We start from the raw sequence: 19842 nt of genomic DNA, 5'->3' as shown, positions 1-19842 counted from the left end.
CACCGAAGCAGGCCTCCGGCTGAACGGGATCGGCCGCCGCCCCTCCGGCCATCGCGATCGAGGCTGCGGAGAACAGCAGGACCAGTCCCGGGAGAGCGACGCGTGACTTCATGGATGAGCCCCCGTCCCACTGGCCCAGGTTGCAGCCGTCCTGCGCCGGCGCACGTCCGTGGACATCGAGTTCCGGGGGCTCCGGACAGAGGCATCCGCCCCTTGCCTCCGGCGGCTGACTGGCGTCGTCGACCCGACGAGACGGCCACCCGCAGCGTCGCATCGCTCACCCCGCCAGCTCGCAGGCGGCTCACCTCACCTGTTCATGCCCTCGAGTTCGCTGCGCAGCACCCGGCGCAGGTACTTGCCGGTGGTGGTCTGCGGCAGGTGCTCCCGGACGTGGATGCGCGTGGGCGTCTTCGCCGAGCGGAGGTGGCTCCGCACGTGCCGCTGCAGCTCCGCCTCCAGGGCGGCGGCGTCGACCGCCCCGGCTGCGGGCACGCACGCGGCCACCGGCACCTCGCCCCACTCGACGTCCGGGACGCCGACGACCATCGCCTCGGCCACCGACGGGTGGGCCAACAGGACGTCCTCGATCTCGCCGGGCGACAGGTTCTCGCCCCCGCGCACGATCACGTCGTCGGCCCGGCCGGCCAGGAACAGGTAACCCTCCGCATCGAGGAAGCCCCGATCGCGGGTCGGGAACCACCCCTCGGCGTCGGTCGCCGTGTGCGACAGGTACTCGCCGGACACCTGCTCTCCTCGTACGTGGATCTCGCCGGGCTGCCCGGCAGGAAGCATGTGCCCGTCCTCGTCACGGACCTCGATCTGGACCGTCGGCAGCGGTCGGCCGACCGAGCCCAGCCGGGCCCGCACCGCCGGGTCCGCCGACGTGGCCGCGGTCCGGTGGTCGTCCGGGCCGAGCACGGCGATCGTCGAACTGGTCTCGGTGAGCCCGTAGGCGTTGACCAGGTCGACGTGCGGGAGGCGGCGCAACGCCCTCTCGACGACCGGCAGGGGCATCCGCCCGCCGCCGTAGGACAGGTGACGCAGGGTCGGCAGCGAGGTGCCGCGCCGCTCGATCTCGTCGAGGATGCGGTTGAGCATGGTCGGCACGACCATCGCGTGCGTGACGGACTCGCGCTCGACGAGGTCCACCCACGACGCCGGTGTGAACCGCGGCAGCACCACGATCCGGCGCCCCGCGAAGAGACTGGTCAGCACGGTCGAGACGCCGGCGATGTGATACGGCGGCACCGCGACGAGCTGCGTCTCGTCCTCCCCGGCGGAGAGGAAGTCGACGGTGGAGAGCACGTACGAGGTGAGGTTCGCCGGCCGCAGCACCGCCGCCTTGGGCTGGCCGCTCGTCCCCGAGGTGAACAGGAGCACGCTCACGTCGCCTTCGGCCGAGGCGACCCCCGGAGAGGTCGGCAGGGCGCCGTACGACGTCACCTGCACGCCGTCGATGCCGGCGGCCCGCGGCGCCTGCTCCGCCCCCGCCACCAGCACTGCGGGGGCGATGCGCGCGAGGAGTGCCCGCAGGGCGTCGTCGTCCAGCCGGTAGTTCACCGGGACGAAGGGCACCCCTGCCCGCTGTGCCGCGTAGAACAGCACCGGCACGGCCTCGTCGTACTCGTCCAGGTGGGCCAGGTGCGCGGCGCCGGTACCGGCCAGACCGGCGGCCACCTCGTCCACCCGCTGCTTCAGGTCGCCGTAGGTGAGCCCGTGGAGAGCGCGCCGGTCCGGCGCGGCATCGGCCACCAGTTCCAGCAGCACGTAGGGGTTCATGCGCCCGTCCCCGGCCGGGCAGCCTGCACCGGGCTCCCCACGGTGGGGTCCGGGGTCGATCCCGCACCGTCACCGCCCCTGCGGTGCACGCCCCGGCTCGCCTCCCGGTGGTCCCCGCTGACCGCGACCACCGGGGGCGGCAGCCACCGGCCGTCCCTCGCCTCGGGCCTCGGCTCCCACAGCCGGAGGTCGAGGTAGAACGGCCCGTCGGGCACCGGGAGCCAGTTGGACGGGTCCTGCGGACGGCGGTGCTGCACGAGCACCTCGAGCTCGCCGTCGGCGCCGGCGACCAGTCCCGGCGTCGTGGCGGCGACCGCGTAGCGGTGGATCTCGTTCTCGTAGAGCAGGCCCTTCTCGACCGGGTAGACGGTCAGCGACCAGTGCCCGTCGACCGGAGGCGGCGCCCGGAACGTCACCCGGTGGTCGGCGCGGCCGTCGAGGGGCTCACCCCCGGCGTCCTCGAAGGTGACGAAGAACTTCTTCTCGGCGGTCACGTTGCCGCCCGTCCCGACGTAGTTCTGGATGGCCCGGTGCAGGTAGTTGAACCCGGGCTCGCCGGCCGTCCCGGTGCGCCAACCCGTCGCCGTGCGTTCGCCGACCTGGTCGCGCGATCCGGCGATGACCGCCATGGCGTCACCGAACCCCTGCTCCATGCCCTCGACGACGGCCGGGTCCGAGGTCTCCCAGGACAGCGGCTCGGGACCGCCGAGACCGAGAGCGCGGAAGCGGTGGACGTGGCCCTCCTCCTGGACGGGCCGACCGTTGTGGCGCAGGGTCCAGTCCACCGCGGCGAAGAAGGTCCTCGGGTCCTCGTCGACGCGGGCGGATACCGCCGGGAACGCGACTCGGGACGGCGCGGCGGACGGGATCAGCTGCACGCGGTCCTGCAGGTCCCGGACCACCGCGACGTCCGCCCCGGCGTCCTTCACCAGGATGCGCATCAGGACCCACACGTACGGCGTCCCCACCCGGAAGGGCTCCAGCCCCTCCGGCACCGCGCCGTCCCACGTGCTGGTCATGACGGCGAACCGGCCGCCGGAAGAGCCGACCGTGCGAGAGCTCAGGTTGGACGCGTTGCCGTACATGTCCACGAACTGCAGGGTGAAGTAGCGGCCCTCGATCGGCGGCACGCGCACCTCGACGGGCCCGCAGGTGAGGTCCAGCCAGGCGTTGGAGTACAGCGTGTCGACGTTGGGCGTCTTGAACGCGTCGAACGCCGGCGTGGCCGGTTCCCGCTGGTGGAGGAAGGCGTTGAAGCCCGTCCACGAGCCGCTCGAGGAGTCCACGGCCTGCGCGTGGAGCTGCACGTACTCGTACACGGAGGGCAGCCCGTAGATCGTCGCGTCCATGGCCAGCATGCGGGCGTGACGGCGTCGCTCGGCCGGATCCGCCGGGAGCGTGTCCGGTGCCTCCGACACCACCAGCTGGTCGACCGAACGCAGGTCGTAGGAGCGGAGGCGCCCTGGCCGCACGCACCCGGACTCGGCCACGGTGACGCCTCCCTCGGCCGGGTGGGTCGCCATCGGGCCGCCGGGACTCCGCGGGTCCGCACCGGACCCCTGCGACGGCGGGTCCAGCGGCTGGGAAGGGGACATCCGGCCGACCTCCTGGGGTCCGCGGTGAGGGACGTCAACGGTGAGCGGGGTCACGCCGCGCACGGCCCGAGTACACCCCTTGTGCGTCCGCACCGTCAAGCTATCCTCCTGATGAATAGGGCGGGTTCGGCGGTCCAGTGCGTGGTGGGACGAGGCGTCTCCGGGAGTCGCCGAGGACCGGTGCGTACCGTGCGACGGCCCGGCCGGGCCGGCCTGCCGCGGCGGTGCCGGACCCGGAGACGACGGGTCGTCCCGACGTGAGGAGCCACCGTGGCCGCTGCTGATCGCGCCGTCGTCCGTTCGCCTCGGGCCCGCGTGCAGGTGTGGGCGCACCCCCCGGTCCTCGCCCGCAGGTCCTCGACCGCTGCGGCGGGGAGAGCTGCGCGGTGACGTCGGGGACCGTGTCGCCCGGTGCCGCGATCCCCTCGACGATGCGCGCCCTGCGGCTGCTCGAGTGGTCGGCGCGGCCCGTGCTCTCCGTCGTCCCCGTGCCACGCCCCTCCCCCGGCGAGGTGCTCCTGCGGGTCGAGGCCGCAGGGCTGTGCCACTCGGACCTGCACGTCGTCGACGCACCCGCCGGCGCGCTGCCCTACCCGCTGCCGTTCACCCTCGGCCACGAGATCGTGGGCACCGTCGTGGCCGTCGGCGCCGACGGCGACGCCGGGTGGTTGGGCACCCGGTGCGCCGTCCACGGCATCTGGTCGTGCGGGAGCTGCCGGATGTGCCGGAGCGGCCGCGACAACTACTGCGTCACGCTGACCGGTCCCCTCGGTGGCGGACTCGGGCACGACGGCGGCCTGGCAGAGTACGTCCTGCTCCCCTCCACCCGGCCGCTCGTCCCGGCTGCAGGCGCCGACCCGGTCGCCCTCGCGCCACTCACCGACGCGGGCCTGACCGCGTTCTCCGCCGTGCGGCCGCACCTGCCCGGGCTCGAGGGCGCCTCCGTCCTCGTCGTCGGGATCGGCGGGCTCGGCCACGTGGCCGTGCAGTTGCTGGCCACGGCCCGGCCCGCGGCGCTGCTGGCCGTGGACCCGCGCCCGGAGGCCCGGACGCTGGCCACGGAACTGGGCGCCACGGCGACCGTGGGCGATGTCGCCGATGCGCCCGGCGCGCTGCCCGCCGGACGTGCCGACCTCGTCGTCGACTTCGTCGGTGCGCCGACGACCGTTCCCGCGGCGGCCCTCGTCGCCGACGGCGGCGACTTCGTCCTCGTCGGTTCGGGAGGCGGGCGGCTCACCCTGGCAAAGGGCGCCGGCCAGGCTCGCGGCGTGACGGTCTCGACGCCGTTCTGGGGCAGCCGCGACGAGCTCGGGGAGGTCGTCCGGCTGGCCGCGGAGGGTGTCGTGCGCGCGGAGACCGAGACGTTCGTGCTCGACGAGGCCGTCGACGCCTACGACCGCCTGCGCGCCGGGGAGGTCCGCGGCCGGGCGGTGGTCGTCCCGGGGCCGGTGGGCACCGCCGGCGAGGGCGGTCGCTGACCGGCGCTCCGTGCGGACCGCCGCGACCGTCCCTCCGCCGGGAGCGTGTCCGGGAGGGGCGGGGACGCGGCGACCTCCTCGCGGCCGTGGGTACGGCCGTCGCGATGCGGATCGTGACCGGCGGCCGGGTCGGGCGCCGAGTCCCCCGGAGGGGTGTCCCATCCCGGCGATCGCGGGGGTGGGCCCCCGGTTCGCGGACTAGCCTCGTCCCCATGACGGATGCGGCACGGACTGCGCCGGAGACCGGAGGCGACCCGGACGCGTCCCGGGGCTCCCGACGCCTGGACGGTGCCCACGACCCCCGCCGCATGGTGCCCGCCTCGGCCACGGCGCTGTTCCGCCCGCTCAAGGCAGCGGAGGCCGTCGCCCGCGACATCGTCCGGGACATCATCGCGCAGGGCCTGGCCCCCGGCGACCCGCTGCCGAACGAGGCCTTCATGATCGAGCAGTACCGGGTGAGCCGGGAGTCGCTGCGCGAGGGCCTGCGGCTGCTCGAGACGCAGGGGCTCATCGTCATCCGGCGCGGACCGCGCGGCGGGCCCCTCGTCGGCGTCGTGGACCCGGCCAACCTGGGGCGGGTGGCCACCCTCTACTACGAGATGGCCGGCGCCACCTACCAGGAGCTGCTCGACGCGTGGCTGCTCGGGGAGGTCCTCCTCGCCGAGCGCGCGGCGCGCAACCCGGACGGCGCCGCGAGGCTGGAGCGGATGGCGCCCTACGTCCACGAGCCGCCGGACGACCCCGAGGGCCTGGACGAGTTCGTCGGCATGCACTCCTCGTTCCACGGGATCCTCGCCCAGCTCGCGGGCAACCGGGTGCTGGAGCTGACGCTGCAGAGCTACGGGCTGGTGGTCAGCCACCACGCCGCGCGCGTGAACGACCCGCGCCACCTGAGCCACGTGCTCTCCGAGGACCACTTCGCGATCGCCCAGGCGGTGATCGCCGGTCAGCCGAAGAAGGCCCGCGACGCGATGCAGCGGCACATCGAGGCCGTCATCGCCGACACCCGCGAGCGGCTCGGGGACCGGGTCAACGACCCGGTGGAGTGGCGCTGAGCTGCCCGTCGGCCCCGTCGTCGGCTCCGACCGGACGCCAGTTGGGCAGGACGACCCCGTCGGGGAGCTCGTCGAACCACACCTCCATGGGCTGACCGGCCCGTAGCGACGGGGTGCCGGGCACCGACCCCACCAGGTGGGCGCCGCAGTCGTCGAGCTCGACGAGGACGACGGTGTAGGGCGGCGGGTAGGCGGGGTGGACCTGGTGCGCCACCCCCGTCCACGTGAGCAGGGTCGCCCGGCCGGAGACCGGCTGCCAGCGCGTGTCCCAGCTGCCGCAGGTGTGGCAGCGGGCTCGCGGCACGTGCAGGACGGCGTCGCAGCGGTCGCACCGCTGCACCACCAGCTCGCCACGACGGGCCGCCTGGAAGAAGGGGCCGGTGTCGAGGTCGTCGTCCACGGGCGACAGCCGCGCGTCGGTCATCGGTCCGCCCGCAGGATCAGCCCGCTGCCCGGCGGCAGCGGCGAGGTGGCCACCAGGCAGGTCTCCGCGCCGGGGACCTGCGACGTCGACGTGCCGCGGACCTGCCGGACCCCCTCGAGCACGTGGTTCATCCCGTGGATGTAGCCCTCGGAGAGGTGCCCTCCGCCGGTGTTGATCGGCAGCTCGCCGTCGAGGCCGAGGGCGCCGCTCGCGGCGAACGGCCCGCCCTCCCCCTTCTTGCAGAACCCCCAGTCCTCCAACTGCAGCAGCACCGTGATCGTGAAGCAGTCGTAGAGCTGCGCGACGTCGATGTCCGCCGGCCCCAGTCCGGCGCGCCGGTACAGCGTCTCGGCCACCGCCGTGGCCGGCAGCTCGGTCAGGCGGTCGCGCATCAGGACCGGGAACATCATCCCGGGCTGCGGGTGCGGGATGCTGGCCTGGGCGACGGCGCGGATGAGCGCGGGCGGCTGCGGCAGGTCGCGGGCGCGCGCGGTGCTGGTCACCACCACCGCGCAGGCGCCGTCGGTCTCGAGGCAGAAGTCGAACAGCCGCAGGGGGTCGGCGATGACCCGCGCGTCCAGGTAGTCCTCCAGCGTCATCGGCCGGCCGTGCATCTGCGCCGCCGGGTTGGCGTTGGCCCGCTCCCGGCAGGCGAGCGCGATCGCGCCGAGCTGCTCGGCCGTCGTGCCGAACTCGAGCATGTGCCGGCGGGCCATCAGCGCGAACACCTGGCCGGGGGTCAGCAGGCCGTAGGGGTGGAAGAACTCGTCGTAGGTCCCCGCGCCGCCGACGCGGCCGGCGCCGGTGTCGGCCAGCCCGTACCGGCGACCCGAGCGGCCGTTGAGCTCGCGGAACACCAGCACCGCCGTGGCCTGCCCGGAGAGGACGGCGCCCACCGCCTGGCCCACCATGGCCGCCGGGGCCACGCCGCCGGGGCCGACGTCGGACCAGTAGGTGATGGTCGGGATGCCCAGGGAGTCGGCCAGGTCGTGCTGGTAGATCGTGTCGTGGGAGCAGCGGACGATGCCGTCGATGTCGGCGGGGGCCAGCCCGGCGTCCTCGATCGCCGCCAGAGCCGCCTGCGTCGCCAGCGTCAGGTCGCTGCGACCGGAGTTCCGGGAGAAGTCGGTCGCCCCGATCCCGACGATCGCGCACTTGTCCCGGTGGTCGAAGCCGTCGTCACCGGCCATGGGCGTCTCCTCGACGTCGCAGCGTGCGATGGGCAGGGGGTGTCACCACAGGTGCTCGCCGCCGTCGACGACGAGGTTGGTGCCGGTCACGAAGCCCGACTCGGGCCGGGCCAGGTAGACCGCGGCCTCGGCCATGTCACGGGTGGACCCGGCCCGCCCCATCGGGACGTCCTTCACGCGCTCGCGGAACAGGTCGGGGTTGGCGTCGCTCAGCGGGGTGGCGGTGATCCCCGGGGAGAGCGCGTTCACCCGGATGCCGGAGCCGGCCAGCTCGTACGCGCTGACGCGGACCAGTTGGTTGAGCCCCGCCTTGGCGGTGGCGTAGGCGAGGACGCCGGGCCGGGCCCCCAGCGCGCGGATCGAGGACACCACGATGATCGAGCGGTTCTCGCTCGACCCCGCGGCCATCGCCCGGGCCGCCCGCTGCACGCAGAGGAAGGTGCCGGTGAGGTTGAGCCCGATGGTCCGGTCCCAGGCCTCCTTGGTCAGCTCCAGGAAGGGGACGACGGCGCCCGCCCCGGCGTTGGCGACGAACACGTCGAGCCGGGGCGTGTCCTCCCCGAGCGAGGCGAAGAACCCGTCGACCGACGCCTCGTCCGCGACGTCGAGCACCGCCGAGCGGACGGTCTGCCCGGGACCGGCCCGAGCCGCCAGCCGCTCGCGGGCGAGCTCCAGGTCCTCGCGGTTGCGCGCGGCGATGGTGACGCAGGCGCCCTCGTCGACGAAGCGCTCGGCGATGCCGTAGCCGATCCCCTTGCTGCCGCCGGTGACGACGATCCACTGCTGGTCCAGCTGGCGGGAGGGGCCCTGCCCCATGCGCCGCTCCTCTCCGTGCGGTCGGCCGTCCGGCCCGGTCCGGGACCGGCTACAGCCGGCCGAGCGACTCGGAGCCGCCGAACAGCATGGCCACGGCGACGCCGGCGGTGGTCACCGCGGACATGACCAGGGCCACCGCGGCGACGACGGTGTAGTTGCCGTTGGTCCAGTAGTCGTAGAGCACGGTGCCCATGACGTTCGTGTCCACCGACCGGACCAGCAGCGACGCGGTGAACTCGTGGGTCAGCAGGACGAAGATCAGGGCAGCGGCCCCGGCGAGGCTCGTCCGCAGCAGCGGGAGCATGATCCGCAGCGTCGTCCGGGTGTACCCCGCGCCGCTCATCCGCGACGCCTCCTGGTAGCTGTCGCCGAGCGCGAGCAGCGCCGACATCTGCATCCGGGTGGCGAAGGGCAGCATCAGCGTCACGTACACCAGCACCATGACCCAGGGCGTCCCGTAGAGCACCAGCGGACCGTCGCTGTAGGCCAGCAGGAAGCCGACGCCGAACAGCACGGCCGGCACGCCCAGGGGCAGCGCGACCATGAAGTCCAGCACCCGGCTCACCACCGGGTACTGCTTCCCGCGGAGGATGACCGACGCCGCCGCGAAGCCCAGCGGCAGCACGATCAGCACCGCGATGAGCGAGTAGGTCAGGCTGTTGACGATCCCGTCGACCGTCCGCTCGTCGTCGAAGATCCGCTCGAAGTTGACCGTCGACCACAGCGACACGTCGATCGTGGAGCTCCAGAAGCGCGACAGGGAGAGGACGATGAGGCCTGCCAGGGGCAGCGCGATGGCCACCAGCGCGTAGAGCACGATCAGCAGCGCGGCGCCCTTGCTCGGCCGGTCCGTCGTGCGGAAGCCCTTGCCGCCGTGGGTGACGAACCTCCGCTCGTCGCCGAGCATCATCTTCTGCAGCGCGACGACCAGGACGCCGAACACCAGCAGCGGGGTCCCCACGGCCGCGGCGATCCCGTACTGCACCGGCGTCTGGGTCACCGAGCGGTACATGTCCGTGGTGAGCACCGTGATGCCCTCCTGGGTCCCCAGGAGCAGCGGCGCGGTGAACTGACCGAGGCCCAGCAGCAGGGCGACACCGCCGCCGTAGATCAGGGCCGGGCGCAGCAGCGGGAGGATGATCCGGAAGAACACCCCGAAGCTCGACGACCCGCTGACCGCCGCCGCCTCCAGGTAGTCGGCGCTGATGTTGGCGAAGGCCGAGCGGATGAACAGGTAGACGAACGAGGTCAGCCCGAAGCCGGTGAGGATGACGATCCACGGGATCGAGTAGATGTTGACCGGACCCTCGAGCAGGTGGTCCCACCAGGGCAGCTTGCGCAGCCAGGCGTTGAGGTACCCCGGGCCGGGCGCCAGCAGGAAGGTCCACCCTGCGACCGAGGCGATGGCCGGCACCACGATGGGCAGCACGGGCAGCACCGAGAGGAAGCGCAGCCGGCGCGGCAGCCGGGTCGAGGCCCACGCCAGCAGCGTCCCGAGGACCAGCCCGATCACCAGGGACCCGACGGCGAGCCCGACCGTGTAGCCGATGACCCGGCCGAAGCCGGCGCGGCCGAACGCGGCCGAGAAGCCGCCGTCCTCGCCGCCGAGCGCCAGGGCCTGCAGGCGGACCAGCGGCACCACGACCAGGTAGCCGACGGCCGCCAGGAAGAGCGCGGCCACGCCGATCCGGACGACGGCCCGTCGCTCGAACCGCGCCGCGAGCGGCCGCCGCGGGATGGCGGGGGTCAGCGTGGTCATGCCTTCGCCCCGACTCCCTCGGGGACGGCCGCGACCGGGGCCACGTCGACCGGCGGCGGCTCGGCGTCCGGCTCCGGGAACGCGGCCACCCGGTGCAGGGGGACGGCGAGGACGACCCGGTCCCCGGTGGACAGCGCCCGCGTCCAGCCGCCCGGGCCCTCGCTGGGGACGGTCAGCCGGATCCGGCAGCCGCCGACCTCGACGGTGAAGTGCCGGTCGCGGCCGCCGAACTCGGTGTCGAGCACGCTGACCGGCAGGCCGATCTCGCCCGGTGCGAGATCGGCCGCGGCGCCCACCATGCGGGCGTCGCGCGGGTTGAACCGCAGCGCCACCGGCGCGCGGTGGCGCAGTTGGTCCGTCGCCCCGAGCAGGCGCTGGCCGTGCGCGGTCCAGGCGCCGTCGGCGTAGTGGGCGATCAGCCGGTTGGCCATGCCGATGAAGCCGGCCACGTACTCGGTGGCGGGACGCTCGAAGATGTCCTCCGGCGTCCCGAGCTGCTCCAGCCCGCCCACCCGCATGATCGCGATCCGCTGCCCCAGCGCCAGGGCCTCGGACTGGTCGTGGGTGACGTAGACGGCGGTGAACGGCCGGGCCCGGTGGATCCGGTGGATCTCCGTGCGCATCTGGTCGCGCAGCCGCGCGTCCAGGTTGGACAGCGGCTCGTCGAAGAGGATGACCCTCGGGTTGGCGGCCAGGGCCCGGGCCAGCGCGACCCGCTGCTGCTGGCCGCCGCTGAGCTGGCCCGGCAGGCGGTCGAGCAGGTTCTCGCACTCGACGAGGCGGGCGACCTCCTCGACCCGGCCGGCCTTCAGCTGCTCGCGCTGCTTGCGGGCCTTGAGCGGGTAGGCCAGGTTCTGCCGCACGGTCATGTGCGGCCACAGCGCGTAGGACTGGAAGACCATCCCGATGTTGCGCTTGTCGGGACGGACGTTCATCCGCCGGGCGGAGTCGAAGACCGGATCGTCGCCGATGGCGATCGACCCCGCGTCGGGTCGCTCGAGACCGGCCACGCAGCGCAGGGTGGTCGTCTTGCCACAGCCGCTCGGGCCGAGCAGCGCGACGAACTCCCCCTCCTCGATCTCCAGGTCCAGCGAGTCGATGGCCATCACGGGCGGCTTGCTGTCGAAGCGCTTCTGCAGGCCGCGGATCGTCACTCGCGACATGGGGTCAGCCTCCTGACGGGGAGCGCCGGCCGGAACCGGGCGCGGGACGACGTGTGCGCTGCGGAGCGGGTCACTGGAAGGCGGCCTGGAACTGGGCGCGGAACTCCTCGACCCGGGCGGGGTCGAGCGTGGTCGGGTCGAAGGCGTCGACGTTGTCCAGCGTGGTGACCGAGGTCTCGATGTCCGGCAGCACGGAGGCCGCCTTGGCGGCGATCGCCTCCTGCCCCGCCTCGGTGATCATGAAGTTGGCGAGCAGCTGGCCGGCGTTCGGGTGGGGCGCCTCGGCCAGGACCGCGGTGTGGAAGGGCGCCCCCCAGGCCGGCTCGGGCACCACGAAGTCGACCGGTGCGCCCTGGTCCCGCTCGTCGACCAGGGCCTGCACGGCCATCGCCGCGTAGATCTCCCCCGAGGTCAGCGCCTGGGCGGCGGGCAGGACGCTGGCGAAGATCTGCGGCTCCTGGGCGGCCAGCTCGTCGATGAAGTCGTCGCTGGTCTGCTCGATGACGAAGTCGTAGAAGTCGACGACGGCCGGCGAGGTCGCCGGGTCGGTCACACCCACGTTGCCCTGGAGATCCGGGTTCAGCAGGTCCTCGTAGCTCTCGAGGCCGTCCGGGACGAACTGGGTGTTCCAGCCGATGACGAAGACGGCGGCGGACGTGAAGAACGAGCCGGCCTCGGCGACGTACTCGGCACGGTTGTACGCCGGGTCGTCGAAGGCGGGGCCGGTCGGCTGCTCCCACCAGCCCGCCTCTCCCTGCCTCGCGATGTAGGCGCCGTCGGCGATGGCGACCACGTCGGCGGCGGGCGAGCCGCTGGAGTCCTCGGCGTCCAGCCGGGCCTCGATGTTGGCGTCCACGTCCCGGTTGATCGTCACGTCGATGTCGTACGTGTCCTCGAACCGGCTCGCCAGCTCCTCGAGCTGCTCGGTGCCCTGGCTGGAGTAGATGGTGACCGCGCCCTCCTCCTCGGCGGCGTCGATCACCTGCTGCCACTCGGGGCTCGCGGACGTGTCGGCGGCTGCAGGGGTCGAGCCGCCGTCGTCCTCGCCGCCGTCGTCACCGCCGCAGGCGGCCATGGCCAGCGTCATCGCCACCGCGAGGGGGGCCACACGCGTCAGTGCGGGGAACCGGCTCGACCTGCTCACGTCAACTCCGATCGGAGGGGGGTGGGGTCACGGGACCGGATCGGTCCGACTGTGACGTAGACCATTCATCATGAGACTAGGGCTGCCGCGCGAAGGGTGTCAACGGTCACACCGTGCCGTTGCCGGGCTGTGACGAACGGCGTCGGGCGACGTCAGGAGGGCGTGCCGGACGTGGCCGTGCGGGCCGCGGCGAGGCCGAAGACCAGGGCGGGTGCGATGCCTCCGGCGTAGGCGCGCCGGTACAGGCCTCCGGCGTCGGCTCCCGCGGACAGCAGCCCGGGGACGACCCCTCCCCCGGCGGCCCGCACGCGCGCGTGCTCGTCGATCAGCAGGCCGCCGAGGGTGAAGGTGATCGCCGGCACCGCCTCGAGCACGTAGAAGGGCGGGACGTCCTGTGGACGCCGGTCGAAGGCCCGGCCCGGGCCGTCGTCGGTCCCCGACGCCATCGCGGCGTTGAACCGCTCGATCCCCTCGCGGATGGCCGCGCCGGGATAGCCCCATTCCGGCGGCATGTCGTCGAAGTCCGCGAGGCTGTCGGCGACGGCACCCCGGGCGCCGCGCCGCATGCACCGCTCGAACCGGTCGAAGCCCGGGATGCCCTCGACGTAGGACCCGCAGACCCAGTCCCGGTGGGTGACCGCGTCGGCGACCAGCAGCCCCCGGGCTCCCGGGCGTTCCAGCAGGGCCATGGTGGTCAGGTGGTCGCCGACCGTCTCGTCGACGAAGCGCTCCCCGGCGAGGTCGAACAGCAGGCTGTGCTCGCTGTAGTACAGCGCCAGCTCCACGAACGACCCGGGGTCCAGCGCGACGCCGGAGGGCACCAGGTGGCCGTAGAACCCGGCGTCGTCCTGGCCGAACGCCGCTCCCGCCGCCAGGCCCAGGCGCAGGCCTCCCCCGTCGCTGTGCGGGTTCGACCGCAGCGGCATGCATGGCCCCTGCTCGTGCAGGCGCTCGCGCCGGAGGTCGTCGTCGGCCTGGAAGCCGCCGGTGGCCAGCAGCGTGTGCCGGGCGGTGACCTGCTCGACGGCTCCGTCCCTCCCGGCCACCTCGGCGCCGACGACCGTCCCGTCCTCCACCAGGAGCCGCCGGACGTCGACCCCGCAGCGGACGTCGCCGCCGGCGTCCCGCACCGCCCGGGCGCACGCGGTGACGTAGGCCCCGGTGTCGAAGGCGTGCCCGGTGCCGTAGCGCAGCACCCGGACCGCCGGCCCGCACTCGACCCCCATCCCGCGGATCCACTCGATCCCCCCGGCGAAGCCGGAGACGAGGCGGTCGGCCAGCGCCCGGTCGCCGCCCGGGTTGACCTCCGCCATCTCGTCCGCGCTGGGTGCGGTCCACGCGTAGCCGGCGAAGAGGGTCGACCCGCCGAGCTCGTCGGCGCGTTCGAGCACCGTGACCGCGCCCCCCGCGCGGGCCACCGCGGCGGCCGCGGTGAGGCCGGCCATCCCCCCGCCGACCACGAGCAGGTCCAGCGGCGTGGTCCCGGTGGGCTCGCTCATGCGACCGGCACCGGGACCGGCTGCGGCCGGGACTGCGGCTGGACGCCCAGGCGCCGGGCGGCCTCGGCCAGTGCGGCTCGCTTGGTCGCGCTGTCCCCCTGGGCCGGCCAGACCTGGTCGGCCCACACGACCGCACCGGTGAACCCGGCCGCCTCGTACCGGGCGACGGCGTCGGGATCGGGGTCGGGGATCCGCACGTAGGTCGGGAAGGGGTCGGTGCGCCCCGCGGCCCGGCGGTACGCGAGCAGCTGCTCGCGCCAGCGGCAGGCGTCGTCGTAGGCGGGGGTGCCGGAGGCGAACCAGCCGTCGCCCCGCTCCGCGGCCCGGCGCAGGGCGCGCTCGCCGTTCCCGCCGAGGACGACGGGGACGTCGACCGGCTCCTCGCACAACTGGAGGCCCTGGAACTGGTAGAGCGGGCCCCGGTGCTCGAACGGCCCCCCGGCCAGAGCGGCCCGCAGGACGTCCAGGTGCTCCTCCAGGCGGGCGCCGCGACCGGCGAACGGCACGCCGACGGCGGCGAACTCCTCCTCCAGCCACCCGGCACCCGCGCCGAGCCGGAAGCGGCCGCCGCTGAGCTCCTGCAGCGTGTGCGCCATCCGCGCGACGAGCAGCGGCGAGCGGAGGGGCACCAGGTAGATCCCCGTGGCCAGCAGGATCGACCGGGTGACGGCGGCACAGCCGGCCAGCGCCACCAGCGGGTCCAGCAGCTTGGTGCTCGGGTCCACGATCGGCCCGGTGTGGTGGTGGTGCCCCGAGGTGTCGGAGGTGGGGTGCTCGCTGCTGTAGCCCACGGGCAGGACGACGTGCTCGCCCAGCCACAGCGACTCGAACCCCAGCTCGTCGGCGGCGGCCGCGAGGTCGACCAGGTCCCGGGCGGCGATGTCGTAGGCGGAGATCCCGATGTGCATGAACCGGCACATCCCTTCTGGCGGGAAACGTGCGTGTGACCATATCGTCATGAGAATTAGGTCACAAGAGTGAGGGGACGACGATGCGCGCACGAGCCGCGATCGCCTGGCCGGGAGCCGACCGGTGGTCCGTGGAGGACGTCGAGCTGGACCCGCCGCGGCACGGTGAAGTGCTGGTCCGGATGGCCGCGGCCGGCATCTGCCACAGCGACGCGCACCTCGTGCACGGCGGTTACGAGCAGCTGCGCCGGCCGGTCATCGGCGGACACGAGGGCGCCGGCGTGGTGGAGGCTGTCGGGCCGGGCGTGACGCTGTGCCGGCCGGGCGACCACGTCGTCTTCGCCTTCCTCCCCTCCTGCGGGGTCTGCCGCAGCTGCACCGGCGGCCGCCAGCACCTGTGCGAGGTCGGCGCCCTGCTGGGGACCGGCTTCCAGGTCGGCGACGGCACGGCCCGCCACCGTGCGCGGGGTGAGGACCTCGGCCTGTTCTGCTTCACCGGCTCCTTCGCCTCGCACACGGTCGTGCACGAGCGGAGCGCGGTGGTCGTCGACCCCCGGCTGCCCCTGGACGAGCTGTGCCTGCTCGGCTGCGCCGGCGTCACCGGCTGGGGCGCGGCCGTCAACACCGCGGGGGTCCGCCCCGGGGACACCACGGTCGTCGTGGGGGTCGGCGGCATCGGCGCCATGGCCGTGCTCGGCGCCCGGTACGCCGGCGCCGGCCGGGTGTGGGCCGTGGACCCCGTGCCCGGGAAGCGGGACGCGGCGCACGTCCTCGGCGCCGACGTCGCCTGCCCGTCGATGGCCGAGACGGTCGAGCCGCTGCGCGAGGCCACCGCCGGACGGATGGCCGACCAGGTCCTGCTGTGCATGGGGATCGGCGACGGGCAGCAACTGGCCGACGCCATGCGGCTGCTCGGCAAGCAGGGCCGCGCGGTGGTGGTCAACGTCCACCCGACCGACGAGCTGGACGTGCGGCTCAGCCTGCGCGACCTGCAGTCCTACGAGAAGCAGGTCGTCGGCTGCCTGGGCGGCAGCTGGCCGCCGCGGCACGGGGTCGCCCACCTCGCCGACCTGTACCGGCTGGGCCGGCTGCCGCTGGGGGCGGTCCTCTCGGCGCGCTACCGCCTCGACGAGATCTCGCGGGCGTTCGCCGACCAGGAGGCCGGCCGCGTCCTGCGCGGCGTCGTCACCGGCTTCGACTGAGCGGCCGCCGGGCGGCCCCCCGCGACCGGCGGGCCGGCGCGCTCAGCGGGTGAGCACCGTGCAGGCGCTGATCCCCGGCGCCCCGTAGACGTGGGTGAAGGCGACCCGCGGATCGCCCGGCACCTGCCGGGCACCGGCCTCGCCGCGCAGCTGCAGGACGTTCTCGTGGACCTGGCGCAGGCCGGAGGCGCCGATCGGCTCCCCGTTGGCGATGCAGCCGCCGTCGGTGTTGATGGGCAGCCGGCCGCCGATCTCGGTCTCGCCCGCCTCGACGAGGCCCGCCTGCTCGCCGTGGGCGCACAGGCCGGTCTCGGCCATGTGCATCACCTCGGCGCCGGCCTCGGTGTCCTGGATCTGGGCGACGTCGACCTCGTCCGGGCCGATGCCGGCGATCTCGAAGGCGGCTCGGGCGGCCTGCACGGTCGGGCCCTCGGCCCGCTCGACGGCCAGGCCGGGGCTGAACACCTCGAACGTGCCGTAGTGCCGCGACCTCAGCACCGACGCCCGGAGGAAGACCGGCCGGTCGGTGTAGCGGTGGGCCAGGTCGGCCCGGCACAGCACCAGCGCCACCCCGCCCTCGCCGGGCGAGCAGAACATGTACTTGGTCAGGGGGTAGCTGATCATGTCGGCGGCGGCGATCTCCTCCTCGGGGATCGGGGTGCGCCGCCAGGCGCAGGGGTTGGCCGCCCCGTTCCGATAGGCCTTCGCGGCCACCTTGGCCAGCACGGACGGGTCCAGGTCGTGCTCGGCCAGGTAGCGCTGGATCTTGATGGCGAAGAACTGGGTGGTGACCATCAGCCCGATCTCGCCGTACCAGTCGTCGAGCCCGTACTCGGCCGGGCTCGCGTTGAACGCGCCGCGGGCGTGGGCGTCGAAGCCGATGGCGATGCCGATGTCGTGGGCGCCGGAGCGGATGGCGCGGTCGGCCATGGCGAGGGCGCTGCCGCCGGCCGCACAGCCGTTGCGCACGTTGACGAACTCGATGCCGGTCAGCCCCAGATCGGCCACCAGTGCGTCGGCGTTGCCGGCGTCCTGGCTGCCGCCCACCGCGAACTGCAGGTCCGGCCAGCGCAGCCCGGCATCGCGGAGCGCCGCACGGGCGGCGTGCGCGCCCTGGGCCCGGCCCGACACCCCGGGCGTCCGGCCGAAGGGATGCATGCCGATGCCGATGATCGCGACGTCAGGCACGGGTGTCCTCCTCGGCCGCGCCGGCCGGCGCGAAGGCGTAGGTCAGCAGTTCCTCGCCGGCGTCGGTGACGTGGAACGGCACGACCACCAGGTCCATCGGCATGCCGATCCGCAGGTCGTCGGGCGAGGTCGCCTGCAGCCGCGACTCGACCAGGACCTCGCCGGCCAGGTCGACGTAGCCGACGCCGAACGGCCGGAACGGCGCCGCGGCCGCCAGGTAGGGCTCCTTCGGGGGGAAGCCCTGCACGGTGAAGCCCCACAGCGTGCCCGAGGGGGCGAGCAGGTGCTCCTCCGTGGCCTCCCCGGTGCAGCGCGGGCAGGAGCGCTGCGCCGGGAAGGCCACGGCGGCGCAGTCGCCGCAGCGCGACCCGACCAGCCGCGGGCCGTCGGGGCCCTCGCGGACCACCTGGGCCGGAACGAGCCGCTGGGCCATCGACGTCCTCCTCCGTGGTCGTGCGGGTCGGCGGCGGGGGCCTACGGCAGGGAGTAGAGCCGGGCGGCGTTGTCGTGCAGCACCTTGCGCAGCACGGTCTCGTCGAGCCCGGCGAAGTGGTTGCGGAGGAAGTCGTCGGGCCGCTCCGCCGTCGAGGCCGGCCCCGGGGACAAGCTCGTCGGGTGCGGGAAGTCCGTCTCGAACAGCACGTTGTCCGGCCCGAGCTGCTCGATGGCGCTCAGCGCGGTGTCGCGCTCGAACCAGAAGCAGCCGTAGATCTGCCGCTTGAAGTACTCGCTGGGCAGCAGGTCGTACTCCGGGTGCTCCTTGTGCACCCCGCAGTTGAGCCACTGCCAGTCCAGCCCGGCGAGCGCGAAGGGGATCCAGCCGATGCCGCTCTCCACGGACACGAACTTCAGGTCCGGGAACCGGTGGCAGATCCCGCCGCAGATGAGCTGCGAGACCGTCTTGGCGTTCCCCATGAAGAAGGAGACGCCCATCATGGCGTAGTTCGCGTGGATGCCGTTGTCCGGGTGCCCGAAGCCGTTGAGGTCCACCTCGCCGGAGGCGATGTGGAAGTTGACCGGCAGGCCCTTCTCCTGGGCCGAGGCCCACATCGGGTCCCAGTAGCGGTCGGTGAGCATCGGCAGGCCGAACGCGGTCGGGTCCTGGGTGAAGACGATGCCGCGGTGCCCCATGGCGGCGACCCGCTCGATCTCGGCCAGGGTCAGCTGCAGGTCCCAGAACGGCAGCGTGGCGACCGGGACCAGCCGGCCCGGGGCCTCTCCGGACCAGTCGACCAGGAAGTCGTTGTAGGCCTGCACGCAGGCCAGTTGGGCCTCCGGGTCGTGCAGCCCCACGAGCGTGCCGGCGTTGAAGACCGCCACGTTCGGATAGAGGATCTGCGACCGGATGCCGTAGCCGTCCATCATCGCCGCGCGCCGGCCGGCGTCCCAGGTGGCCGGGTCGGCCTCGGCCCAGGTCCGCGGGTGGAACGGCGGGTGCTCGTGCCAGCCGGCCATCGCGGCGGCCCCGACGCCGCTGAGGACGCTGTCGCCGAGGACCCACACCTCCTCCTGCCGGTCGGCCATCCACCGGACGGAGGGCACCTGGTCCTTCAGCCGGGCCGGCACGCGCGAGGTCCACAGGTCCGGCGGTTCGACGACGTGGGTGTCGGTGTCGATGATCGGGATGTCCCGGAGCACGGAACTCATCCGTTGCCTCCTCTGCCAGGGGGCTCGCCGTCGGGCCGACTCGGCCCGGGGAGCGGATCGTTGCCTGGATCACATTACGGCCGCTGCGCGGCCGCGGTCAACGCTTCCTCATGATGAATCGACGTCCCTGAGTGGCCGCTCGTCAGACGGTGAAGCGCCCGCCGTTGGCGAGCAGCACCTCGCCGACGACGTTGCGCGACTCCTCGCTCGCGAGGAACAGGGCGATGTCGGCGATCTCGTCGGGGGTCGCGTACGGCCGGGCGGTCGCGCCGGACATGCTGGCCCGGAGCGCCGCGGGGGTGCGGGCGGCCATGCCGGTGTCGGTCGGCCCGGGGGCCAGCCCGTTGACCCGGATGCCGAACGGGATGGCCTCCTTGGCCACCGCCTGGGTGAGCGCGTGGACGCCGGCCTTCGACGCCGCGTAGTGCGCGATCCCGGTCGGGGTGTCGAACACCGACGACGACCCGATGACCACGACGGTCCCCCGCCGGTGCGGGGCCATCACGCGGAGGGCCGCCCGCAGGACGTGGAAGGTGCCGTCGAGGTTGACCGCCATGACCCTGCGCCAGGACTGGTCGGTCAGCCCCGCGGTGATCCACGGCGGCCGCTCCTGGGTCATCGCCTCCGCCAGCTGCTGCTTGACGGGGCCGTCGTCGACGCCGGCGGCGTGCACGACGACGTCCAGGCCGCCGCGGGCCTCGGCGATCCGGTCGACGGCCGCGTCGACCGCCCGCGCGTCGGCGACGTCGAGGTCGACGACGGTGGACGCGGGGCCGGCGCCGGACTCGCGGATCGCCCGGGTGTCGACGTCGGCCAGGTACACGTGCGCCGCCCCCTGGCGGAGCAGCCCGGCCGCGGTCGCCGCGCCGATCCCGGAGCCGGCGCCGGTGACGAGGGCGGTGCGGCCGGCGAAGCGGCCGGAGGTCGTCGCGGAGGTCGTCGCGGAGGTCGTCGGGGCGGTCATGGGTGTGGTCTCCTCGCTGCGGTCGGGACGG

Annotated in this window: 17 protein-coding genes; 3 read left to right on the top strand and 14 right to left on the bottom strand. The window is 73.9% G+C overall.

Features of this window, described 5'->3' with window-relative positions:
• Window positions 1-306: 306 nt before the first annotated feature.
• Both ACI79F_RS15320 and ACI79F_RS15315 read right to left on the bottom strand, forming a co-directional pair.
• Window positions 307-1779 carry a class I adenylate-forming enzyme family protein gene (locus tag ACI79F_RS15320; RefSeq protein ID WP_456543278.1) on the bottom strand — a complete coding sequence of 491 codons (1473 nt, stop codon included), beginning with the start codon at window positions 1777-1779 and terminating at the stop codon, window positions 307-309.
• Complete coding sequence (locus ACI79F_RS15315) at window positions 1776-3128, bottom strand: DUF1254 domain-containing protein (RefSeq protein ID WP_456543279.1); 1353 nt, start codon at window positions 3126-3128, stop codon at window positions 1776-1778. The genes ACI79F_RS15320 and ACI79F_RS15315 overlap by 4 nt, the downstream gene beginning before the upstream one ends.
• A 632-nt stretch (window positions 3129-3760) precedes the next feature.
• On the opposite strand from ACI79F_RS15315, the gene ACI79F_RS15310 reads away from it, so the two are divergent.
• Both ACI79F_RS15310 and ACI79F_RS15305 read left to right on the top strand, forming a co-directional pair.
• Entirely contained in the window at window positions 3761-4852 is a 1092-nt protein-coding gene (locus ACI79F_RS15310) for an alcohol dehydrogenase catalytic domain-containing protein (RefSeq protein WP_456543280.1), read from the top strand.
• Between the two features lie 308 nt (window positions 4853-5160).
• Window positions 5161-5907 (top strand): FadR/GntR family transcriptional regulator, encoded by a 747-nt coding sequence (locus ACI79F_RS15305; protein ID WP_456543281.1) that lies wholly within the window; start codon window positions 5161-5163, stop codon window positions 5905-5907.
• On the opposite strand, the gene ACI79F_RS15300 is transcribed toward ACI79F_RS15305, so the two are convergent.
• From ACI79F_RS15300 to ACI79F_RS15265, 8 genes are all read right to left on the bottom strand, one after another.
• Entirely contained in the window at window positions 5882-6331 is a 450-nt protein-coding gene (locus tag ACI79F_RS15300; RefSeq protein WP_456543282.1) for a Zn-ribbon domain-containing OB-fold protein, read from the bottom strand. The two genes, ACI79F_RS15305 and ACI79F_RS15300, sit on opposite strands and share 26 nt — an antisense overlap.
• The gene (locus tag ACI79F_RS15295) at window positions 6328-7521 is read right to left on the bottom strand and encodes a thiolase C-terminal domain-containing protein (protein WP_456543283.1); all 1194 of its coding nucleotides are present in this window, start codon (window positions 7519-7521) and stop codon (window positions 6328-6330) included. The genes ACI79F_RS15300 and ACI79F_RS15295 overlap by 4 nt, the downstream gene beginning before the upstream one ends.
• Before the next feature lie 42 nt (window positions 7522-7563).
• On the bottom strand, window positions 7564-8337 hold the full coding sequence (locus ACI79F_RS15290; RefSeq protein ID WP_456543284.1) for an SDR family NAD(P)-dependent oxidoreductase: 774 nt from the start codon (window positions 8335-8337) through the stop codon (window positions 7564-7566).
• A gap of 49 nt (window positions 8338-8386) precedes the next feature.
• Window positions 8387-10096 carry an ABC transporter permease gene (locus ACI79F_RS15285; RefSeq protein ID WP_456543285.1) on the bottom strand — a complete coding sequence of 570 codons (1710 nt, stop codon included), beginning with the start codon at window positions 10094-10096 and terminating at the stop codon, window positions 8387-8389.
• Window positions 10093-11259 carry an ABC transporter ATP-binding protein gene (locus tag ACI79F_RS15280; RefSeq protein WP_456543286.1) on the bottom strand — a complete coding sequence of 389 codons (1167 nt, stop codon included), beginning with the start codon at window positions 11257-11259 and terminating at the stop codon, window positions 10093-10095. The genes ACI79F_RS15285 and ACI79F_RS15280 overlap by 4 nt, the downstream gene beginning before the upstream one ends.
• Before the next feature lie 70 nt (window positions 11260-11329).
• On the bottom strand, window positions 11330-12403 hold the full coding sequence (locus ACI79F_RS15275; protein ID WP_456543287.1) for an ABC transporter substrate-binding protein: 1074 nt from the start codon (window positions 12401-12403) through the stop codon (window positions 11330-11332).
• A 152-nt stretch (window positions 12404-12555) separates the two neighbouring features.
• Window positions 12556-13902, bottom strand: coding sequence for an FAD-dependent oxidoreductase (locus tag ACI79F_RS15270; protein ID WP_456543288.1), 1347 nt, complete (start codon window positions 13900-13902; stop codon window positions 12556-12558).
• Window positions 13899-14810, bottom strand: a complete 912-nt coding sequence (locus ACI79F_RS15265) for a TIGR03619 family F420-dependent LLM class oxidoreductase (protein ID WP_456543289.1) — start codon at window positions 14808-14810, stop codon at window positions 13899-13901. Before ACI79F_RS15265 ends, ACI79F_RS15270 begins: the two co-directional genes overlap by 4 nt.
• Before the next feature lie 83 nt (window positions 14811-14893).
• Between ACI79F_RS15265 and ACI79F_RS15260 the strand changes: the two genes are divergently transcribed.
• Window positions 14894-16012, top strand: a complete 1119-nt coding sequence (locus ACI79F_RS15260; protein ID WP_456543290.1) for an alcohol dehydrogenase catalytic domain-containing protein — start codon at window positions 14894-14896, stop codon at window positions 16010-16012.
• Between the two features lie 42 nt (window positions 16013-16054).
• Here the strand turns inward: ACI79F_RS15260 and ACI79F_RS15255 are convergent, their stop codons facing one another.
• From ACI79F_RS15255 to ACI79F_RS15240, 4 genes are all read right to left on the bottom strand, one after another.
• The gene (locus ACI79F_RS15255; RefSeq protein WP_456543291.1) at window positions 16055-17200 is read right to left on the bottom strand and encodes a thiolase family protein; all 1146 of its coding nucleotides are present in this window, start codon (window positions 17198-17200) and stop codon (window positions 16055-16057) included.
• Window positions 17193-17633 carry a Zn-ribbon domain-containing OB-fold protein gene (locus ACI79F_RS15250; protein WP_456543292.1) on the bottom strand — a complete coding sequence of 147 codons (441 nt, stop codon included), beginning with the start codon at window positions 17631-17633 and terminating at the stop codon, window positions 17193-17195. The genes ACI79F_RS15255 and ACI79F_RS15250 overlap by 8 nt, the downstream gene beginning before the upstream one ends.
• A gap of 41 nt (window positions 17634-17674) precedes the next feature.
• On the bottom strand, window positions 17675-18847 hold the full coding sequence (locus ACI79F_RS15245) for an amidohydrolase family protein (RefSeq protein ID WP_456543293.1): 1173 nt from the start codon (window positions 18845-18847) through the stop codon (window positions 17675-17677).
• 142 nt (window positions 18848-18989) lie between these two features.
• Entirely contained in the window at window positions 18990-19811 is an 822-nt protein-coding gene (locus tag ACI79F_RS15240) for an SDR family NAD(P)-dependent oxidoreductase (RefSeq protein ID WP_456543294.1), read from the bottom strand.
• Between the last annotated feature and the right edge of the window lie 31 nt (window positions 19812-19842).

The organism is Blastococcus sp. SYSU D00868 (assembly GCF_054050575.1).
The sequence above is the reverse complement of the archived record's forward strand: the minus strand, read 5'-3'. Positions and strand labels throughout refer to the sequence as shown.